Here is an 18,629-nt window from a genome sequence, read left to right as displayed (position 1 = left end):
CCGCCGACCCGGGCTGTGGGTTTGTTAGGGGGTGAGGGCGAGGTTGAGTTCGGTGGCGGCGGCGTAGTCGGCGCCGCCGGCGACGCCGACCAGGCGGACGTAGCGGGCCTGGGTGCCGGCCGCGAACCTGGCGAGCTTGGCCTCGATGGTGCCGTCCCAGGTGCCGGTGGCGATGGTGGTGTAGGTCTGGCCGTCGGTGCTGCCCTCGATCCGGTACTCCGAGATCCGGCCGTTGGGCACGTCGGCGTCCTGCCGCGGGGTGTAGACCAGGGCCTCGATCGCCCGCGTCCGACCAAGATCGAGAGTGATCGACTGCGGCAGCGGAGCGTGCGGGGCCCAGGCGGAATGCCACATGGTGGAGCACTTGCCGTCGACCGCGCCGGCCGGCCCGTGCGCGGCGTTGCCCTGACTGGTCGCGGTCGCCTTGATCTCCTGCTGAGGAAGGAGTTTCAACGGCCCGAACGGCCCGTCGGCCGGCGGTGGGGTGCCGGCGATCTTGGTCACCCGGCCGAGGCCCGGGTCGGCCAGCCGCGAGTGCGTGCGCAGGTAGGTGAGGAAGACGTCCTGGCCCATCAGCGGGGCACGGACCATGTCCTCGTGATCTTCCTCGACGGTCGGGTAGCCGTGCTGACGGCCGTGCAGCAGCAGCACCGGGGAGGTGGCCACCCGATACGTGCGCAACTCACGCAGCGGCTGGCCGTTGATCAACACCTCCGCCGGATCAACCCGTTGGCCGGGCGGCTTCCCCTCGTCGTAGCGGTACGAGACGTTGCCGGACACCGCCAGCGCGGTGGACCGACTGCAGCCGTAGGCCGGCGGCAGCCACTGCTCCTCCAAGACCCGATCGAGCTCGGTGCCGGTCAGGCTGACCGTGGTGATCGGCGAGATGCCGAAGACCGGCCAGGCCTCGCCGTAGAGCACCCGGCCCGGCGCGTCGGCCGGCGACGCACCGGGGGCGTAGCTGAGACCCTGCGGCACCACGTCGACACCGATGTCCGACGGCACCAGCGCCAGGTCGGCGTTGCCGCGCCGCCGGTGCTTGGCCTCGGCCAGGTAGAGGTCGGCGGCGAGGTTCATGATCCGGCTCTCCACCGTGGTCGAGAACTCGAAGTCGCGGGTGATGCTGCTCAGCGGCTCGTCCTGTCGCGCCCGCCACTTCTCGAGCCAGTAGGAGACGATCTTCTCGATCGTCGGGTCTGGGGCGATGTCCTTGGTCACCGGATGATTCGTCGCCCGGGTGGCCTCGCGGATCACATCACCGGTGGCCGGGTCGATCGACAGCTGCACCTCGCCGATCAGCTTGGCGTTGTCGCCCGCCTCGATCACCGGCCGCAGGTCGCCGTTGGGGTCGGGGATCATGCAGTTGAACTGGGTGTGCCAGTGCCCGCCGAAGATCGCGTCGATCGCGGGAGACATGGTCCGGGCCGCGTCGAACAGTGGGCCGGTCGGGTTCTTGCACTCGTTGTAGAGGCCGCCGTGCTGGCCGCCGTCGTGGGCGGAGACGATGATCGTTTCGACGCCCTTGGCCTGCAGTTGATCAGCCGCTCGGTTGGCTCCGGTCACCAGGTCGGTGAACTCGAAGCCGCCGCCGCCGATGGACAGCCACTCCTCCGACGTGCCGGGCAGGGTCAGCCCGATGAAGCCGATCGGGATGATCTTGCCGTTCGGCCCGCGGACCTCGCTGATCCAGTACGGCGGCAGCACCGTCCGCCTGGTTTGCGGATCGATGATGTTGGCCGCGTGATAGCCGTACCCGGTGCCGGCGAACGGTTGCCCGGTCGAGTCGCTGAAGCAGCTGTCGAACCCGGGCTTGCCGTAGCAGTCGCCGGACACCATCCGCTTCAGGAACGGGAACTCGCGGTCGAACTCGTGGTTGCCGGCCACGTCGAAGTCCATCCCGAGCTCGTTCAGCACCTCGATCGTGGGCTCGTTGGAGAACGCCTGGGTGTAGTCCGGCCAGCCGCTGAACTGATCACCGGAGCCGACCAGGAACGAATTCGGCTGGTCGCTCCGGAGTCGATCAAGGTGTGCCTTGAGGTAGGAAGCACCGCCGACGTCGATCGGACCGTTCGGCCCGGTCACCTTCTGGTTGTGCGCCGGGTCCAGGTAGCCGTGCAGGTCGGTGATCCCGAGCACCTGCACCGGGATCGGCCGGTCGGCCGCCCGGGCCGGCAGCGGAGACAGGAGCAGGACCATGGCCGCAACCAGCAGCGCCGTCAGCGTCGGCTTCACCTGCCGAACGCTAGGCCGTGGAGGTTGCCACGGGAACACAGAATCGTGCTGTCCTCGTGCACGATCCGCCACCGTTGTTCCGTTCCCTGAGCCTGTCGAAGGGCTGGGCGATCCTGACTTGCCCTTCGACAAGCTCAGGGAACAAAGATCAGCGGCCGAAGATCTGGAGTTCGTCGACGAAGATGTATTCGGCGAAGTAGCCGGGCTTCTTGGTCGCGGCGAACCGGACGTAGCGAGCGTCGACCGGGGCGAAGCCGAGGTCGAACCAACGTTCGGCCGCGGTGTCGGTGCTGGCGCGCTCGGTCCAGGTCTGGCCGTCGTCACTGGTCAGCAGGGTGACCTTGTCCGGGGCGTAGTCGTGCTCACCGTCGAAGTACTGCCGGAACCGGCCCATGCTGATCGTCCGGGCCTGGCCGAGATCGAAGTCGATCATGATCGTCCGCTCCGGGCCACTGTCGGTGAAGTAGTACGCATAGGACTCGCCGTCGCTGTAGTGCCCGGCGAGGACGCCGTCGGTCGACTCGTGACCGGCGTCGCCGTAGCTCGGGTCCTGGAACTCCGCGCTCCGGGTGTAATCGGCACCGGCGACCAGATTGGACGGGGATTCGGCCGGGTCGCCGATCACCGCGAGCTCGTCCAGGAACAGATAGTCGGCGAACCTGCCGTCGGCCTTGGTCACGTCGATCCGGACCGCCGTCGCCTCCACCGGATCGAAGGCCGCGCGATACCAGGTGCCGGTGGGCCAGGCCAGGTCGCCGACCTGCTTGAAGTCACCGCCGGTGGGCTTGATCGCGATCTTGACCCGGTCGGGTTGGTATTGGTGGAAGCCGTCGAAGTAGCGTTGCAGCTGCACCTCGGAGATCAACTTCGGCCCGTCCAGGTCGACCGTGACCGAGACGGTGCGGCGCGACTCCTCACCGCCCAGGTAGTACGCGTAGCCGACGCCGTCGCGGCCGTCTCCGGCGATCACGCCGTCGGTCGATTCGCGGCCGCGATCGTCGCGATAGAACGGATCATCGGGTTCGGCGGACTTCTGGTACCTCGCCCCGGCCGCCAGGTTGGTCAGCCCGTCCGCCGGGCCGTAGACCTCGATCTCGTCCAGGAAGATCATGTCGGCGTTCGCCGCGGCCGCCTTGCGGTATGTGATCTTGACGTAGCGGGCTTGGTCGACCGGGGACCGGACGTCGTACCAGACACCGTATCGGCTGGGCGATGTCGAGACACCCTTCTGCCGGTACGTCTTGCCGTCGGCGCTGATCGCCACCGTGATGCCGTCGGGGGCGTACTTGGCCGCGTCGTACTCCTCGTAGCGATGGATCTTGACCTGATCCACCGATCGCTGATCACCGAGATCGACGACGACGGCGTAGTCCTCGGTCGAGTCGGCCGGCAGGTCGTAGGCAAACGACCGCTGGTCGTCGAAATGGCCGGCCAGCAGGCCGTCCGTCGCCTCGGAATCGGCGGTGTCGGCGTAATCGCCACTCACCCCGTCCGGTTTCTGATAGGTCCGTCCGCCGGCCAGATTGGGCCGCGCCAACTCGGCCCCGGCGACGGTGAATCCGGTCAGCCGACTCGCTGTGACCCGAACGTAACGGGCCTTGGCGTTCAGCCCGGCGAACTCCACCGGCCGCTTGGTGCTCACGGCCTTGCTCCAGCGCTTGCCGTCGAAGGAGGTCTCGATCGTGGCGCCCGACTTCGCGTTGCGCAGCCGTACGCCGTCGACCTGATACTGGGCACCGAGATCGATCACGCCGACCCCGTCCCGACCGGTCTGCTCGTCCGGCCGGACCGGATCCTCACCCGCGGCGGCGCGGACCAGCAGGGCCCGGATCCGTTGCATGTAAGCGGTGTCGCGGCTGTAGCGGTTGGCCGTGCTGACCAGGCTGCCGGCCAGATCCTTGGCCAGGGTCGGGTTCTGCTTGCCGACCAGCTCGAGCAGCTCCCGATCCTCCAGCCCGTCGCGCAGCGACTCCAGCCGGATGGTGCCCTTGAGCTTGTTGTTCTTCTTGTCCGGCTTGGTGATCCAGCCGTCACCGCGGACTTCCTGATCTTGCATCTTGTATTGCCAGTTGTTGAACGCCCAGTGCAGATAGCCGCTGAGGTCGCGGCTGTAGGCGTACCACATGGTCGCGCGCTGATGCCAGACCGGCTGATCGATGAAGCGGTTGAGATAGCTCCAGGTGGGCACGTTGCAGTTGTAGAGCCAGACGTCCTTGCCGGCCGCGACCTGGTCGGCGTAATACTTCTCGTGCTCGTTCAAGATCAACTCGTTCGGGATCAGGAACGTCTGGTGCTTGCCGACCGTCTCGACCGAGCCGAAGTCGACCACCGCGTCGGCCAGTCGGACCTCGGGCCAGTGGCTGCGGTACTTCGCGGCCAGGCCGACCTGCATCTTCAGGGTCTCCGGCCCGCTCGGCTCGTCACCGACGTGCATCCACCACTTGTCCTGCCAGCCCTTCTCCTTCAGGTGATCACGCAGTGCTGGCACGAGTTGATCGACGAAGCTGGTCGCCTCGGTGCTGTCCCAATGCGCGTAGTCGCGCCGGCCCTCGCTGTTGATCACCTCGAGTTGGGGGTACGGGTCACCGTGCACGTTGGGTCCGGCCATCCAGAAGCCCTCGAGCTGCTTGACCACGCCCCTGTCGTCGAAGAACTGGACGAACTGATCGAACACCGACCAGTCGAAGGTGAACTTGCCGCCGGCGTCCGGCTTGCTGCCACCGCCGATCAACAGCTGAACCAGGTTGACCGGCAGGTTGTTGTGCCGGTTCTCCTTCATCGACTTGGCGAACTCGCCCATCAGCTGCCACCACACGGGGCTCAGCCTCTTGTGGCCGTAGAAGATCTCGATGGTGTCACCGTCGCCCTCGTCCCAGGACAACGATCCGTACTGCAGCATCCATAGGTCGGTGGTGAAGCTGCTCCGGCCGGCGTCCGGGATGGTCGCGGCCGCCACCGTGAGGGTGAGATCGATCTTGCTGGTGCCCTGGCTGGTGATCACCAACACCGTGCCCCGGTATTCGCCCGGCTTGGTGTCCTTCGGCACGAACCCGCGGATCCAGATCGGTTGCGTCGTGTTGGCCGGCACCTCGATCGTCGGATCGTTGCTCAGCGCATCAGGGAAGGCGTCCGGGGCCTTCCGGATCGGGTTGGTCACCGGCTGCCGGCCGCCGCCGAAGGCCGAGTTGGCCGGCAGCTGTTCGAACTCGACGAAGCGGTAGTCGAGATTGTCGGCGGACAGCGTGCCCGGGCCGGCGAGGTCGCTGAACTCGACCCCCTCGATGGTGAAGTCGGCGGTCTTGCGGATCAGCACCTGCCCGGACTCGAACTCGTTGCGGGCGGCGAGCAGCTCGATCGCCGTGGTCGCGTCCCGCGGAGCGACGTCGGCGGCGAACACGTTGTCGTACGAGGTCGCCGTCCAGACGCTGGTCAACACCTCGTCCGCGGCCGCGGCCCGCGGCGGCGACATAACGGCCAGCCCGGCCACGATCCCCATGATCAACACCAACCCGCTCCACCTGCGCATCCGCACGCCTCCTCGCATCCCCGTGTCCCCGGCCGGCCTTGCGTGGCAGGGCTCTTGGAATTGGTATCCGGTCGGCGCCGCCGGAGTCCAGGGATCCGGGTAGACCACTGCGATCAGTGGGTACGGTCAGGGATGCCCGAGCCGTCCGGCTGTCGCAGTGCGGTTGTTGATCACCGAGCCAGCGCAGCGGCGACCTCGGCCGGCCGGCTCAGTGCGCTCAGGTGGCCGCCGGGGATGAGTTCGAGTTGCTCGATGCCGAGCCGTTCCCGGACCACCCGCCGCTGGAACTCGAGCGGGAAGAAGCGATCATCGGTGGCCTGGATCACCCGAGTCGTGATCTCGGGCCAGGCCGCGAGCGGCCACGGCTGCCCGAAGACCGAGTCCAGCGCGGCCACCTCGGCGTCGGCGAACGCGCGCTCGGTGATCTCCGGCGGCACGTCGTGGAAGAAGTCGCGGACCACGTCGAAATCGGCCGGTCGGTGATCCTGGCGAGCCGCCTCCTGCCGGGCCTCGTCCTGCCCGGTGTTGTCCCACCAGTCGCCCGCGGTTTCTCCGGGGCCGGGCACCATCGGGTTCAGCAGCACCAACTGATCGACGGCGATCCGGGAGCACAACAGCGGTGCGGTGAAGGCGCCGAGCGACTGCGCCACCACGACCCAGCCGCCGTCGGCGCCGGCCGCGAGGGCCTGGGTGACCGCCGCCGCTGCATAGTCGTCCAGGGTCGATTCCGCGGCGAACGGCAACTCCACCGCGACCGCCCGGTGACCGCGGCGTTCCAGCTCCGGCACCAGCCGATGCCAGTACCACGAGCGACCGTCGGCGCCGGGGATCAGTAGGTGATCGGCCATGATCATCATCCTCACTCGGGAGTCGTACGGCACCGCTGCCGACCTCGCGCACTCTACCCCGGACCGAGCGACCAAGCCTTGACAGCCAGGCTGAGCGAGAGCAGTCTAGATCTGACCTCACACGTGTTAGTTCTTAATATTCCGCAACTCGTGCATCCATAACCAGGGAGACGTCCGATGCCGGATCTGACTCGCCGCGCCATGATCGGCGTGCTCGGCGCCGGCGTCGTCGGCACCGCGCTGTCGTGGCCCCGGCTGACCGCCGCCGACATCCCCGGCCGCAACGCCGACGCACTCACGGTCGCGATCTTCGGCACGGCGCAGGACGCCGCGGGACGGGCTGGGCTGGTCGAGGCGTTCCGTCGGGAGCACCCCGAGATCGCCGTCTCGGTGATCGCCGTCCAGGGGGCCGACTGGGGCGACTTCTTCGCCAAGATCCTGACCCTGGTCGCGGCCGGCACACCACCGGACGTCTGTGTGGTCGCGACCGAGGGAGCCCACCTGTTCGCCGACCGGCTGGCCCATCCGCTGGACGAGTTCGTGCTCCGGGACGAGGCGGAGTTGCGGGACTACTTCGCCGACGTGCACCCGTCGTTGATCGAGAGCTTCATGTATCAGGGCCAGCTGTATCAGTTGCCGATCGACTTCAACGCCGCGAACATCTACTACAACACCGAGGCGATGCGCCGGGCCGGGCTCGGCCGGCCGGCCGACGACTGGACCCAGCAGGACTTCCTGGACACGCTGCGGGCGATGCGCCGGGCCGCGCCGTCGACGTTCCGCCCGTACTTCTGGACCAACCGGCTCTGGGGCGGGGTCGTCCCCTGGCTGTACGTCAACGACACCAGCTTCCTGGTCGAGAGCCGGTGGCCGGGCGGCGACTGGTTCTGGCCGCGGTTCTACCCCGACGACCCGAGCGCGACCGAGCGCAGTGGCGGCTACCGATGGACGGCCTCGAACGCCGAGGATCCGCGGGTGGCCGAGACGTTCGAGTTTCTCCGCGCCATGGTGGCCGAGGGGTTGGGCTCCAATCCGGCGTCCGGCGGCGGCAGCGAGGTCGCCGACCGGTTCGCCAGCGGGGTGATCGGCATGACGCCGGCCGGCGGCTTCTGGGCCCAGGGGCTGGCCGAGGGCGGGATGGGGCCGGACGAGTTCGATGTCGCGTTCTTCCCCCGCTGGCGTACCCAACGGCATCAGTTCGGCGCGGCCGGCTACTCCATGCTGCGCACCTCACGACGCAAGGACGAAGCCTGGGAGTGGATCAAATTCTGCGCTTCCGCCGAGGGGATGCGGCTGTCGATCCCGGAGCCGAGCACCACCCCGACCCGGCGATCACTGGTCGACGAGGCCTTCTACGCGGGCACCGGACCGCGGCACTGGCGGGTCTTCTACGACACCCTGGATCGGTTCCCGACCACCGGTCCGATCCCCGCGCCGCCCCAGCAGGCCGCGGTCGAGACTGCCTTGATCAAGAACGTCCTCGGCGCCCTCAACGGCCCGCCGGCAGCGGTCCGGCCGGCCCTGGACACCATGCACCGTGATCTTGAACGAGCCCTGGGAGGACGTTGATGTCGACCCGATCACCACGCCGTGCCCGTGCCGTCCTGGCCGTCGTGTTTCTGGCCCCGACCTTGATCGGCATCGCGGTCTTCACGCTGCTGCCGATCGTCGCGTCGGTCGTGCTCGCCTTCTTCCGCTGGGACATCATCTCCGCCCCCGAGTTCGTCGGTCTGGCCAACTTCGCCGACCTGGGCACCGACCCGACCATCCGGATCGCCTTCCTCAACACCTTCGGCTTCGTGATCATCGCGGTCACCCTGCAGCTGGCGGTCTCGCTCGGGCTGGCCGTCCTGGTCCAGTCCCGGATCCCGAACGGCTGGCGCGCGTTCTTCCGGTCCGCGCTGTTCTTCCCGCTGATCCTGTCCGCGGCGTCGGTGTCGTTGATCATGGCCTACCTGTTCAACGAGGACTTCGGCCTGGTCAATCAGGTGCTGCAGGCGTTGCAACTGCCGGCGGTGGGCTGGCTGACCACCCCGGGCGGGGCGGCCGCGGTGGTGATCGCGATCTATGTCTGGCAGAACTTCGGCTTCTCGTTCCTGCTGTTCATCGGCGGGCTGGCCTCGATCCCCCGCGACGTGTACGAGGCGTCGGCGATCGACGGGGCGACCGGGTGGCGGCAGTTCCGCGGCATCACCCTGCCGTTGATCAGTCCGACCTTGTTGGTCGCGTCGGTGATGGCGATCATCAGCGCGTTGCAGATCTTCGACCAGCCGTACGTGCTCACTCGCGGCGGCCCGGGTGACACCACCCGGACCGCCGTGATGGTGATCTTCGAGTCGGCGTTCCGTCAGCTCGAGTTCGGCCGAGCCTCGGCCATCGGCATCGTGCTGATGCTGGTGATCATCGCCGCGACCGCGATCCAGTTCCGGCTCAGTCGTCCCTTCGTCTTCTACCAGTAGGAACAGCGTCTTCTACCAACAGGAACAGCGTCTTCTATCAGTGAGGAGTGCGTGATGCACAGGCTCTCCCGGGCCGGCTTGGCCGGCCGGATCGCGGTGCTGGCGATCGCGACGTTCTTCACCCTCGGGCCGGTGGTCTGGACCGTCTGGACCTCGATCTTTCCGCGGGACGGCGGACCGGCCGGCTTCGCCGCGTACACCGACGTCATGAGCCAGGTCAGCCTCGGGCTGCTGATCTGGAACAGCGTGCTGGTCACCGGGTTGTGCGCGCTGGGGCAGATGTTCACAGCGGCGCTGGCCGGCTACATCTTCGCCCGGGTGCCGTTCCGTGGCTCCGCGGTGATCTTCGGCGTCGTGCTGGCCACGATGATGGTGCCGATCCAGGTCACCATCGTGCCGGTGTTCATGCTGATCCGCGGCATGGGGCTGTCGGACACGTTGCTGGCCCTGATCCTGCCGGCGCTGCCGACCGCCTTCGGCACCTTCCTGATGCGGCAGTATTTCCTGACCCTGCCGGCCGAGTTGGCCGAGGCGGCGGCGCTCGACGGGGCCGGGCCGTTCCGTACCTTCGCCTCGATCTACGCACCGCTGGCCTTGCCCGGGCTGTCGATCGTCGGCATCCTGGCCTTCAACGCCCACTGGAACGAGTTCTTCCGACCGTTGATCATGACCATCAGTGAACAGAACTTCACCCTGCCGCTCGGCCTGGTCTCACTCCAGGGCCGGCTCGGCACCGGCAGCATGTCCACCGTGCTTGCCGGAGTCGTGATCTCCATGATTCCCGCCATGATCGTTTTCGTCCTCGGCCAGCGACCGCTGCGCGAGGGCCTGACCGCAGGAGCCAGCAAGTGACCTCTTCTGATCCGACCTTCCCCGGCCTGCACATCCGGCCCGCCGCCGGTTGGCTGAACGATCCGAACGGCGTGTGCCGGATCGACGGCCGCTATCACGTCTTCTTCCAGTACAACCCCGACTCGCCCCGGCATCGCGACATCGTCTGGGGGCACGTCAGCTCGACCGACCTGCTGCACTGGGCCGAGCACCCGCCCGGACTGGTCCGGCGGGCCGGCACGATCTCGCAGAACGGCTGCTGGACCGGCTGCATCGTCGACGACGGGGGCGTGCCGACCGCGATCTACACCGCCGTCCATGATCACGCCGGCAACGCCGAGGCCGCGCTGGCCCGGAGTGATCGGTCCCTGATCACCTGGACCCAGGATGATCATGGCGTGATGGCGCCGCCGAACGATCCGGCGATCTCCGACGTCCGCGATCCGTTCGTCTTCGTCCACGAGGGTCGGCGCTATGTGATCCAGGGCGCCGGCCGGGCCGGTGGCGAGCCGTCGATCCTGCTCTACGGCGCTGATCGGCTGGACGACTGGACCGAGCTGGGTGCCCTCCTCGACTACTCCGATCCGCTGGTCCGCGAGGTCGCGCGGAGTGAGATCTGGGAGTGCCCGAACCTGGCCCTGATCGACGGCCGCTGGGTGTTGATCGTCTCGCTCTGGGACTCCACTGCCAGCGGTCCGCGGGCCAACTCGGTCAGCTATCTGGTCGGGGAGTTGATCACCGACGGGCCGGGGCTGCGGTTCGTGCCGGAGTCGGGTGGGCAGCTCGATGTCGACGGCAGCTTCTATGCGCCGCAGCTGGTCGCGCTGCCGGACCGCACCCTGCTCTGGGGCTTCGCGCGCGAGCTCGGCCGCACCCAGGAACAGATCGACGCGGTCGGCTGGGCCAGCGTGCTCACGTACCCGCGGGAACTGAACGTCGTCGACGGAGTCCTGCTCAGCCGCCCCGCCCGCGAACTGACCGCTCTCCGCCGCTCCGAGCTCGACCCCACCCACCCGATCCGCGAACAAGCCTTCGAACTCACCGCCACCCTCACCCCCACCCACCCCCTCACCCTCACCCTCTCCGACTTGTCAGAAGTGAGGAGCCCTATAGCGCAACTCAGTTCTGACAAGTCGGCGGAGGTGCGGGTCCTGGTGGACGGGAGCATGGTCGAGGTGTACGTCGAGGGCCAACAGCCCCAGACCCTGCGCGCCTACCCGACCGCCGACTCCACCTGGCACGTCGACACCCTCGCCCCCGACCTCACCGCCTGGCGCCACGCCCTCCCCTGACCCCACCTCCAGCCGACTTGTCAGAACTGAGGTGCGCTATAGGGCTTCTCACTTCTGACAACTCGGGGTGGGTGCGAGCGCACACCCCCTCCCGGCCTCACGACACCCACCCAACCCAGCCGACTTGTCAGAACCCAGGTGTGCCATAGGGCTACCCACTTCTGACAACTCGGGGTGGGTGCGAGCGCACACCCCCTCCCGGCCTCACGACACCCACCCAACCCAGCCGACTTGTCAGAACTCAGTTGTGCCATAGGGCTACTCACTTCTGACAACTCGGTGTGGGTGGGAGCGCACACCCCCTCCCGGCCTCACGACACCCACCCAACCCAGCCGACTTGTCAGAACTGAGGTGTGCCATAGGGCTACTCAGTTCTGACAACTCGGCTTCAGGGGCGGGGTGGGGCTACGGAATCGCGGAGGACGGGTGGGCAGGGGAGGAGGAGGGGGGCGGCGGAGGGGGCGGCGGGGTCGGCCAGGTGGTCGAGGAGGAGGCGGGTGGCGGTCTCGCCGATCGCCCGATGCGGGAGTTGCACGGTGGTCAGCAGGGGGTGCATGGCGGGGGCGATGTTCTCGTCGTCGTCGTAGCCGACGATGGACAGGTCCTCGGGGACCGACAGGCCCAGTTGGGCGGCGGCCAGGGCGACGCCGACGGCGCAGCGGTCGTTGGCGCAGAGCACGCCGGTCGGGCGGTCGGGCCGGTCCAGCACCTGCATCGCCGCGGCGTAGCCGGCCTCGATCGTCCACCCGGCGGTTACGGGCTCCGGCACCGGGGCACCGGCCTCGGCCAGGGCGGTCCGGTAGCCGTCGATCCGCAGTCGGGCGGCGTCGACGTCGGTGGTCCCGGCGAGCAGTCTGATGTCGCGATGGCCTTGATCAAGCAGGATCCGGGCCGCGGTCCGGCCGCCCTCGACCTCGTCGGCGCAGACGCTCGGCAGCCGCCCGTCCGGTTCGTAGCAGTTGGCCAGCACCGACGCGATGTTGATCATGGCCGGTGAGGCGGGGTGCGGGTGCATGCTCATCGCCGCGAAGATCAGCGCGTCGACGCGCCGGTCGAGCAGCAGCTCGTACGCCTGCTCCTCCTGACCGACATCGCCCTGGGTGTCGATCACCAGCAACAGATAGCCGGCCGCGATCGCGGTGTCGGTCGCGCCGCGGAGCAGTTTGCCGCCGAACGCGGACGTCGCGATCTCGTCGGTGACCAGTCCGATGGTGCGGGTCCGCTGATTGCGCAGGCTGAGCGCCACCGAGTTCGGGGAGTAGTTCAGCTCTCGGGCCGCGCGCCGGATCGCCGCCTGCTTGTCCTCGGCGATGTTGCCCGCCCCGCGGCCGTTCAGCACCAGCGAAACGGCACTGCGGGATACGCCGGCCCGGTCGGCGACATCCTGAGACGTGGCCCGAGCGGGCTGCTTGCCTGCACCACGCCGCCGCCCCATGCCCGGATCGTAACCAACTCTCCGCGCGGCTCGGCGCTCAATCGGCGGTGACCGGCTGAGACTCCGTCGCCGCGGTGGGTTCCGGCCGGCGCCGGGACTGGGCGATCCAGCCGGCGGCGTTGAGGACGACGCCCCAGAGCAGCACCATGACGAGGAACGGCGGCAGGCCGTCGACGGCCATCGTGCCGGACCACCAGCGGGACGCGTTGGGGAACGGGGTCAGCCACGGCTGCGCGGCCGGAGCGATCAGACCCAGCAGCAACAAGAGGCCCAAGGGCAAGATGATCGTCATCAGGTCGGCGATGACCGGCCGGCCGATCAAGGTGCCGAGGCCGAGACCGATCAGGGCCGCCACCGACTGGGCGACGAAGGACCCGATGACGGCCGGCCCGGCCAGGCCCCAGGTGCCACCGGCGGCGGCGGTGACGACGACGGTGATCAACACGCCGACCGCCGCCATGATCACCGCGAAGCCGATCACGTACGGAAGCAGCCGAGCGACCGCGAGCGGGGCCCGGCCCCGACAACGAGCGCCGAGCACAGCGGTCACCATCGGCACGCCGATCGAAATCACGCTCTGCGCGATCGACGACGAAGCGGTGAAGGCGATGCCGCCCTGACCAGCTAGCGCCGTCGCCCCGGCCGCCATGATCACGGTGATGCCGGAAATGATCACGATCGGCCGGGCGGCCGAGCGACGTGTCATCCGAGCAGGTCGTTGATCACGATCACTTGTTCCCGGCTGGGGCCGACGCCGATCCCGGAGATCCGGGTGCCGCACAGCTCCTCGAGCCGGCGGACGTACGCCTGGGTCGCCTTCGGCAGGTCACCGAAGAACCGGCAGCCGGACAGGTCCTCGGTCCAGCCGTCCAGGAACTCATACAGCGGCTTCGCGTGATGGAAATCCGACTGCGACATCGGCATCGTGTCGTGCTTCTCGCCGTCGACCTCGTACCCGACGCAGACCGGCACCTTGTCCCAGCCGGTGAGGATGTCGAGCTTGGTCAGGAAGATGTCGGTGAACGCGTTCGCCTGCGTCGCCGACTCGACCACCAGCGCGTCGAACCAGCCGCAGCGCCGCTTCCGGCCGGTGGTGGTGCCGAACTCGGCCCCGACCTCACGCAGCCGGTCGCCGTCGGCGTCGAGCAGCTCGGTCGGCATCGGGCCTTCGCCGACCCGAGTCGTGTACGCCTTCGCGATGCCGACCACCCGGTCGATCCGGGTCGGCCCGACCCCGGCGCCGACACAGGCGCCGGCGGCGATCGGGTTGGACGAGGTCACGTACGGATACGTCCCATGATCAACATCGAGGTGGTGCGCCTGCGCCCCCTCGAACAGGACCACCTTGCTCCGGTCCAGCGCGTCGTTCAGCACCCGGCTGACGTCGACGACGTGCGGCTCGATCCGTTCGGCGTGGGAGAGCAGATGCTCGGTCACCTGGACCGGATCCAGCGCGCGCCGGTTGTAGACCTTCACCAGCAGGTGGTTCTTCTGCTCCAGCGAGGCCTCGACCTTCTGGCGCAGGATCGAGGCGTCGAACAGGTCCTGGATCCGCAGCCCGATCCGGTTCACCTTGTCCGCGTAGGCGGGGCCGACGCCGCGGCCGGTGGTGCCGATCTTGGCCTTGCCGAGGAACCGTTCGGTGACCTTGTCGATGGTCTGGTGGAAGGAGGCGATGATGTGGGCGTTGGCCGACACCATCAGATGGGAGGCGTCCACGCCGCGCGCGGCCAGCCCGTCCATCTCCTGGAACAGGACGTCGAGGTCGACGACGACACCGTTGCCGATCACCGGGGTGCAGTTCTGGTTCAGGATGCCGGACGGCAACAGGTGCAGTGCGTACCGCTCCCCGTTGACCACGATCGTGTGTCCGGCATTGTTGCCACCCGAGTATCGGACGCAGTAGTCGACACGATCGCCGAGCTGGTCCGTCGCCTTGCCCTTGCCCTCGTCACCCCACTGGGCTCCGACGACAACGATGCCAGGCATCCTGATCACCGCCTTTACAACCGATGCTGTCACTGCAGCGTGGGTCCCCCGGAAAGGCCGACGCCCGAAGGTCGGCGGCGCACGGTTGAGAGGGACTCCGTGCGTCGACACTGTACCGAACTGCCGTTCGGATGTGCTCCACTGACGGGGTACGGACAGGGCCGGCGCGCGGGTCGCGTCCCTGACCGGGCGGGATTCCGGACGAATGGCGGGGTGGGGATGAACGAGCTCGAACGGCATCGGGAGCGGCCCGAGGAGGCCGGCGATGAGGTGCGCGAGGCCGGCCCGGTGATCGTGGTCACAGCGATGGACCTGAGCGTCGAGGCGCGGCAGGCGCTGGCCGAGCGACTGGGGCCGGGGCACGTGGTGCGGGACATCCGGGAGGCGGGCGACACCGCCGATCTGGTCCTGATCCCGGCGGTCAGTACGAGACTGATCGGCGGGCTCCGGCGCCTGTTTCCGGGGGCGCGGATCCTGGTCACCGAGTTCACCGATCCGCGTTTCGACGCCGACTTCGCCGGGCCGGTCGCCCGCACCGCCGAGGCCGGCGTGGACGGCTATTTCGTCGTCCCGTCGCTGGACGAGCTGGCCTCGATCACCTACCAGGCCGCGCGGGGTCGCCCGGCGGCCGGCTTGCTGGGGTCCGGGCCGTCGCCGCGGGCAGCGCTCGGTGACGCCACGGGTCCGGCCGACCTTGATCGAGGGGGCACCGGGTCGATCTTGATCGATGTCGATCAGTGGCCCGCCGACGACACGTTTCGCCGGTTCGCTCGGATGATCATCGATCAGCTCCGTGATCAGGGCATCGAGGTGATCATCCGAGCCACCGATCCGGACGGCTGGTCGGGTCGGGGCTGATCGGCACCGAAATCCGGGTGTACGAGGGTCGCGGGCCGGATACCGTGACCCGGTGGCGCGCGTCTTGGGGATCAACGTTTCGACCGACCTGCTCGAGCGATGGCGCGGTTGGTTCGCGCCCGAGGTGCAGCCGTTCTCGACCGAACGACTCGTCGGGCTGGACCCGGAGCTGGTGCCGGCCGGCCGCCGGGTGAAGCCCACGCTGGAGGTGCGGGACACCTTCTGGTTCTACTCCGGGAACCGGATCTGGCTGACCGAACCCGAGTTCGCCGAGCTGCCGCTGAAGATCAAGAGGGCCCTGCTGTTCAAGCGCGAGGCCACCGGTCGGCTGCGCGAGCTCAGCCCGTCGGCGCAACGCCGGGTCGGCGCTCACCTGACCGACACCCGGATCGTCTGGTGGCCGACCGTGCTGGCCCGGGTTGGTGATCGCCCGGTGCTCGACTACGTCGACGAGGGCGTACGACCCAGCCGGCACCGCGAGATCCGCAGCTCGGCCTGGACCGCGGCCGCCCGGCTGTTGCCGGCCGCGCCCGACCTCGCCGGCACCTATCCGGCCGGCTCCGGTCCCAACTGTTTCGGCACCGTGCTGGCCGCCGCCGGCGTGCCCGGCGCGGCGACCAAGCGGGTCCTGCAGGAACCGCTCGAACAATGGCTCGTCAACCGCACCACCCCGATCCACCGCCGGGATCATGATCATCACCCGGGCGTCGTCCTGGTCTGGCGCAACTCGGCCGGCACCGCCGAACACGCCGCCGTCACCATCGGCGACGGGTATGCCCTGAGCAAGCCGTCGCAAGCCTGGTGCAGCCCGCGCGCCGTCTGGACCGTCCCGGAAACGATCATGGCCGCGCGCTACCGCGGCCTCCGGTTGCACCGGTATCAACTCGATTCGCCAGGCTGACCCCGATGACATCGGCCAACCTGACTGGCACACCAGAGGCCCTCGGCGATCTCGCCGACCCGAGGGTCGATCCGCGGCTGCGCCGGCTGCTGGAGTTGCTGCGCGTTGATCACCGGATCAACGTGCGACTGGTCGCCACCGGCCATCCGTTCGGACCAACGACGCCGAACGGCCGGCCGAACGATCACTTCTACTTCTGCGCCGCCCACCTCGACGCGGTCGCCGGCCTACCGGTCGCTGGCGACCGATCCCCGATGCGGTGATCGACCTCGGTCGATCCCTGCTGAACCTGCCAGCCGACCTTCGCCCCACCAGTGCCCTCGGTCCGGCCGGTCGCCGACCCGGTCATTGGGGAATCTGCTACCGGTCAGACCCGGCCGGAGGTTCCCCAGAACTGAAGAGCCGGGCCTCGGTCGTTCCCTGAGCCTGTCGAAGGGCAAGCTCGATGATCCCCGATCCGTCCAGGATCCGCATCGGGCCTGCCCTTCGACCAGCTCAGCGAACGAACCGGCGATCACTTCGGGAATTGTGCGTGGAAGGCTGTGGGGTCATGTACGTGCGGCGAGCTGCGCGGGTGGTGCTGTTGAACCCGGCCGACGAGGTGCTGTTGCTGCGATCCCGGTTCCGGTCGGAGATTCCGGGCCTCGAGTGGGCCTGGTTCGTGCCGGGCGGAGGGCTGGAGCCGGGTGAGTCCGTGGGCCGGGCCGCGGTGCGGGAGCTCGCCGAGGAGACCGGCATCGAACTGGACGAGGAACGGCTGGTGCCGATCGCCTACGCCGAAGGGTTCGGCACGCTGGGCACGTTGTCGGGGCCGATGCGGGACGACTTCTTCCTGGCCAGGGTCGCCGAGAGTCGGGTTTCGACCGACGCCATGGCGGAATACGAGCGCGCGGCGCTGGGCGATCATCGGTGGTGGCCGCTTCCCGAACTGGTCCGGACCGATCAGCCGATCGTGCCCGGTGGTCTGGCCGGGCTGCTGGTCGACTATCTCGCGGCGCCGGAGTGGTCGCGGCCGCGATCGCTGCCCTGGTGAGCGGTCGCCCGGTCCGGCGGGATCAGCGGTGGGCGGTGCGCGCGTAGGCCGAGGGAGAAGGGGATGTCGTCGCCGCGGTCGGGTTCGACGACCCGGTCGACGGTCAGGCCGCTGTTGATCATGGCGTTCCAGTAGTCGGCCAGGGTCAGGTGCCGCATCCCGAACCGGGACCGGATCCCGTCCTCACCCCACCAGGGCGCCGAGGTGTGCCAGCCGGACTCGCGATAGGTCGGATGGATCACCCGGGTCTGCCCCTCGACGGCGACCTGAGGACCGTTGAAACACGGGTGGGCACCGAAGCCGACCAGCACTCCGCCGGGCACCAGGACCCGGGCGATCTCCCGCAACGCCTGACCGAAATCGTCCACATCGGTGGAGATCCACGCCGCGAGCACGGTCGGAAACACCGCATCGGTGAACGGCAGGCGCTGCGCGTCGCCGAGCACGACCCGGCCCTGGAATCGCGGCCGGGCATGCCGGAGTTGATCACTGGACAGGTCGAGCCCGACCGGAGTACGACCGGTGTCCTTGATCAACTCCGCGTAGCGACCGGTGCCGCAGCCGAGGTCGAGGCACGGCCCGGTGCCCGGACCCAGCAACTCCCGCAGGGGGTCGAGGTTGCGGCTGGAGCGATCCCGGTTGTTCAGTTCGTACCAGTCCGCCTGTCCGTCGTACCGCGCCATCTTCGGCCGCCTTCCCTCGGGTCATTTCATCCTGGCAGCACGGCCAAACCGGAAGCACGGCTCCTCTGCCGGCAGCAGATTCCGGATAGATTTCGGCGAGTGAGGCGTGACGAGGTCTTGGAGCAGTGCGGCTCGCTGCCCGGAGCGATCGAGGACTATCCGTTCGGCGAGGACGTCGCGGTGTTCAAGGTCGGCGGCCGGATCTTCGCCCTGGTCCCGCTCGGCGCCGACCCAGCGACGATGAGCCTGAAATGCGACCCCGCCCTGGCCCTGGAACTGCGGGCCCGTCATCCCGCGATCCGACCCGGCTATCACCTGAACAAGCGGCATTGGAACACGATCGCGCTGGACGGCTCGGTCGACGCCGACGAGTTGCGGGAGTTGATCGACCACTCCTACCAACTCGTGGTCGCCGGCCTGACCCGCGCGGTCCGAGACACCCTGCCCCGCTGAGCTGATCCGGGCGGGTGTCCGAAATCCAGCACCAGTCGCCATATTCGGCCGATCCAGGACCGGTTCCCTCAACGAGTGCTGGATTTCG

16 protein-coding genes are annotated in these 18,629 nt (G+C 68.5%); 9 read left to right on the top strand and 7 right to left on the bottom strand.

From position 1 onward, the window contains the following. Positions 1-24: 24 nt before the first annotated feature. The 3 genes from FNH24_RS28795 to FNH24_RS28785 all read right to left on the bottom strand — a co-directional run bounded on the left by FNH24_RS28795 (position 25) and on the right by FNH24_RS28785 (position 6,606). A complete protein-coding gene (locus FNH24_RS28795; RefSeq protein WP_152365650.1) occupies positions 25-2,232 on the bottom strand; it encodes a discoidin domain-containing protein in 2,208 nt (735 codons plus the stop codon). A 148-nt stretch (positions 2,233-2,380) separates the two neighbouring features. After that, on the bottom strand, positions 2,381-5,758 hold the full coding sequence (locus FNH24_RS28790) for a glycoside hydrolase domain-containing protein (RefSeq protein WP_161606365.1): 3,378 nt from the start codon (positions 5,756-5,758) through the stop codon (positions 2,381-2,383). A gap of 170 nt (positions 5,759-5,928) precedes the next feature. Next, positions 5,929-6,606, bottom strand: a complete 678-nt coding sequence (locus tag FNH24_RS28785) for an alpha/beta fold hydrolase (protein WP_152365648.1) — start codon at positions 6,604-6,606, stop codon at positions 5,929-5,931. A gap of 177 nt (positions 6,607-6,783) precedes the next feature. Between FNH24_RS28785 and FNH24_RS28780 the strand changes: the two genes are divergently transcribed. Genes FNH24_RS28780 through FNH24_RS28765 form a run of 4 tightly spaced genes read left to right on the top strand, consistent with a single transcriptional unit; the run spans position 6,784 to position 11,188 of the window. After that, positions 6,784-8,175: an extracellular solute-binding protein gene (locus FNH24_RS28780; protein WP_152365647.1), complete on the top strand. Its 1,392-nt coding sequence runs from the start codon at positions 6,784-6,786 to the stop codon at positions 8,173-8,175. Beyond that, positions 8,175-9,065 carry a carbohydrate ABC transporter permease gene (locus FNH24_RS28775; protein WP_152365646.1) on the top strand — a complete coding sequence of 297 codons (891 nt, stop codon included), beginning with the start codon at positions 8,175-8,177 and terminating at the stop codon, positions 9,063-9,065. Before FNH24_RS28780 ends, FNH24_RS28775 begins: the two co-directional genes overlap by 1 nt. A 54-nt stretch (positions 9,066-9,119) precedes the next feature. Further along, positions 9,120-9,917, top strand: a complete 798-nt coding sequence (locus tag FNH24_RS28770; protein WP_152365645.1) for a carbohydrate ABC transporter permease — start codon at positions 9,120-9,122, stop codon at positions 9,915-9,917. Further along, complete coding sequence (locus FNH24_RS28765; protein WP_152365644.1) at positions 9,914-11,188, top strand: glycoside hydrolase family 32 protein; 1,275 nt, start codon at positions 9,914-9,916, stop codon at positions 11,186-11,188. The genes FNH24_RS28770 and FNH24_RS28765 overlap by 4 nt, the downstream gene beginning before the upstream one ends. Positions 11,189-11,577: 389 nt before the next feature. On the opposite strand, the gene FNH24_RS28760 is transcribed toward FNH24_RS28765, so the two are convergent. The 3 genes from FNH24_RS28760 to FNH24_RS28750 are packed head-to-tail and all read right to left on the bottom strand — an operon-like array spanning position 11,578 to position 14,613. Continuing rightward, positions 11,578-12,624 (bottom strand): LacI family DNA-binding transcriptional regulator, encoded by a 1,047-nt coding sequence (locus FNH24_RS28760; protein WP_152365643.1) that lies wholly within the window; start codon positions 12,622-12,624, stop codon positions 11,578-11,580. A gap of 37 nt (positions 12,625-12,661) precedes the next feature. Beyond that, positions 12,662-13,330 carry a hypothetical protein gene (locus FNH24_RS28755; protein ID WP_152365642.1) on the bottom strand — a complete coding sequence of 223 codons (669 nt, stop codon included), beginning with the start codon at positions 13,328-13,330 and terminating at the stop codon, positions 12,662-12,664. Further along, the gene (locus FNH24_RS28750) at positions 13,327-14,613 is read right to left on the bottom strand and encodes an adenylosuccinate synthase (RefSeq protein ID WP_152365641.1); all 1,287 of its coding nucleotides are present in this window, start codon (positions 14,611-14,613) and stop codon (positions 13,327-13,329) included. Before FNH24_RS28750 ends, FNH24_RS28755 begins: the two co-directional genes overlap by 4 nt. 219 nt (positions 14,614-14,832) lie before the next feature. Between FNH24_RS28750 and FNH24_RS31845 the strand changes: the two genes are divergently transcribed. From FNH24_RS31845 to FNH24_RS28730, 4 genes are all read left to right on the top strand, one after another. Next, positions 14,833-15,471 carry a hypothetical protein gene (locus FNH24_RS31845; RefSeq protein WP_161606364.1) on the top strand — a complete coding sequence of 213 codons (639 nt, stop codon included), beginning with the start codon at positions 14,833-14,835 and terminating at the stop codon, positions 15,469-15,471. 52 nt (positions 15,472-15,523) lie between these two features. Beyond that, complete coding sequence (locus FNH24_RS28740; RefSeq protein ID WP_152365640.1) at positions 15,524-16,372, top strand: hypothetical protein; 849 nt, start codon at positions 15,524-15,526, stop codon at positions 16,370-16,372. Positions 16,373-16,377: 5 nt separating this feature from the next. Beyond that, entirely contained in the window at positions 16,378-16,635 is a 258-nt protein-coding gene (locus tag FNH24_RS28735) for a hypothetical protein (RefSeq protein ID WP_152365639.1), read from the top strand. A gap of 287 nt (positions 16,636-16,922) precedes the next feature. Next, a complete protein-coding gene (locus FNH24_RS28730; RefSeq protein WP_161606363.1) occupies positions 16,923-17,405 on the top strand; it encodes an NUDIX hydrolase in 483 nt (160 codons plus the stop codon). Here the strand turns inward: FNH24_RS28730 and FNH24_RS28725 are convergent. Beyond that, entirely contained in the window at positions 17,357-18,088 is a 732-nt protein-coding gene (locus FNH24_RS28725; RefSeq protein WP_152365637.1) for a class I SAM-dependent methyltransferase, read from the bottom strand. The two genes, FNH24_RS28730 and FNH24_RS28725, sit on opposite strands and share 49 nt — an antisense overlap. Positions 18,089-18,187: 99 nt before the next feature. Here FNH24_RS28725 and FNH24_RS28720 point away from each other — a divergent pair, with 99 nt between their 5' ends. Then, entirely contained in the window at positions 18,188-18,541 is a 354-nt protein-coding gene (locus FNH24_RS28720) for an MmcQ/YjbR family DNA-binding protein (protein WP_152365636.1), read from the top strand. The last annotated feature ends 88 nt before the right edge of the window (positions 18,542-18,629 follow it).

This window comes from Microlunatus speluncae (genome assembly GCF_009299835.1).
Classification (GTDB): Bacteria; Actinomycetota; Actinomycetes; order Propionibacteriales; family Propionibacteriaceae; genus Microlunatus; species Microlunatus speluncae.
The sequence above is the reverse complement of the archived record's forward strand: the minus strand, read 5'-3'. Positions and strand labels throughout refer to the sequence as shown.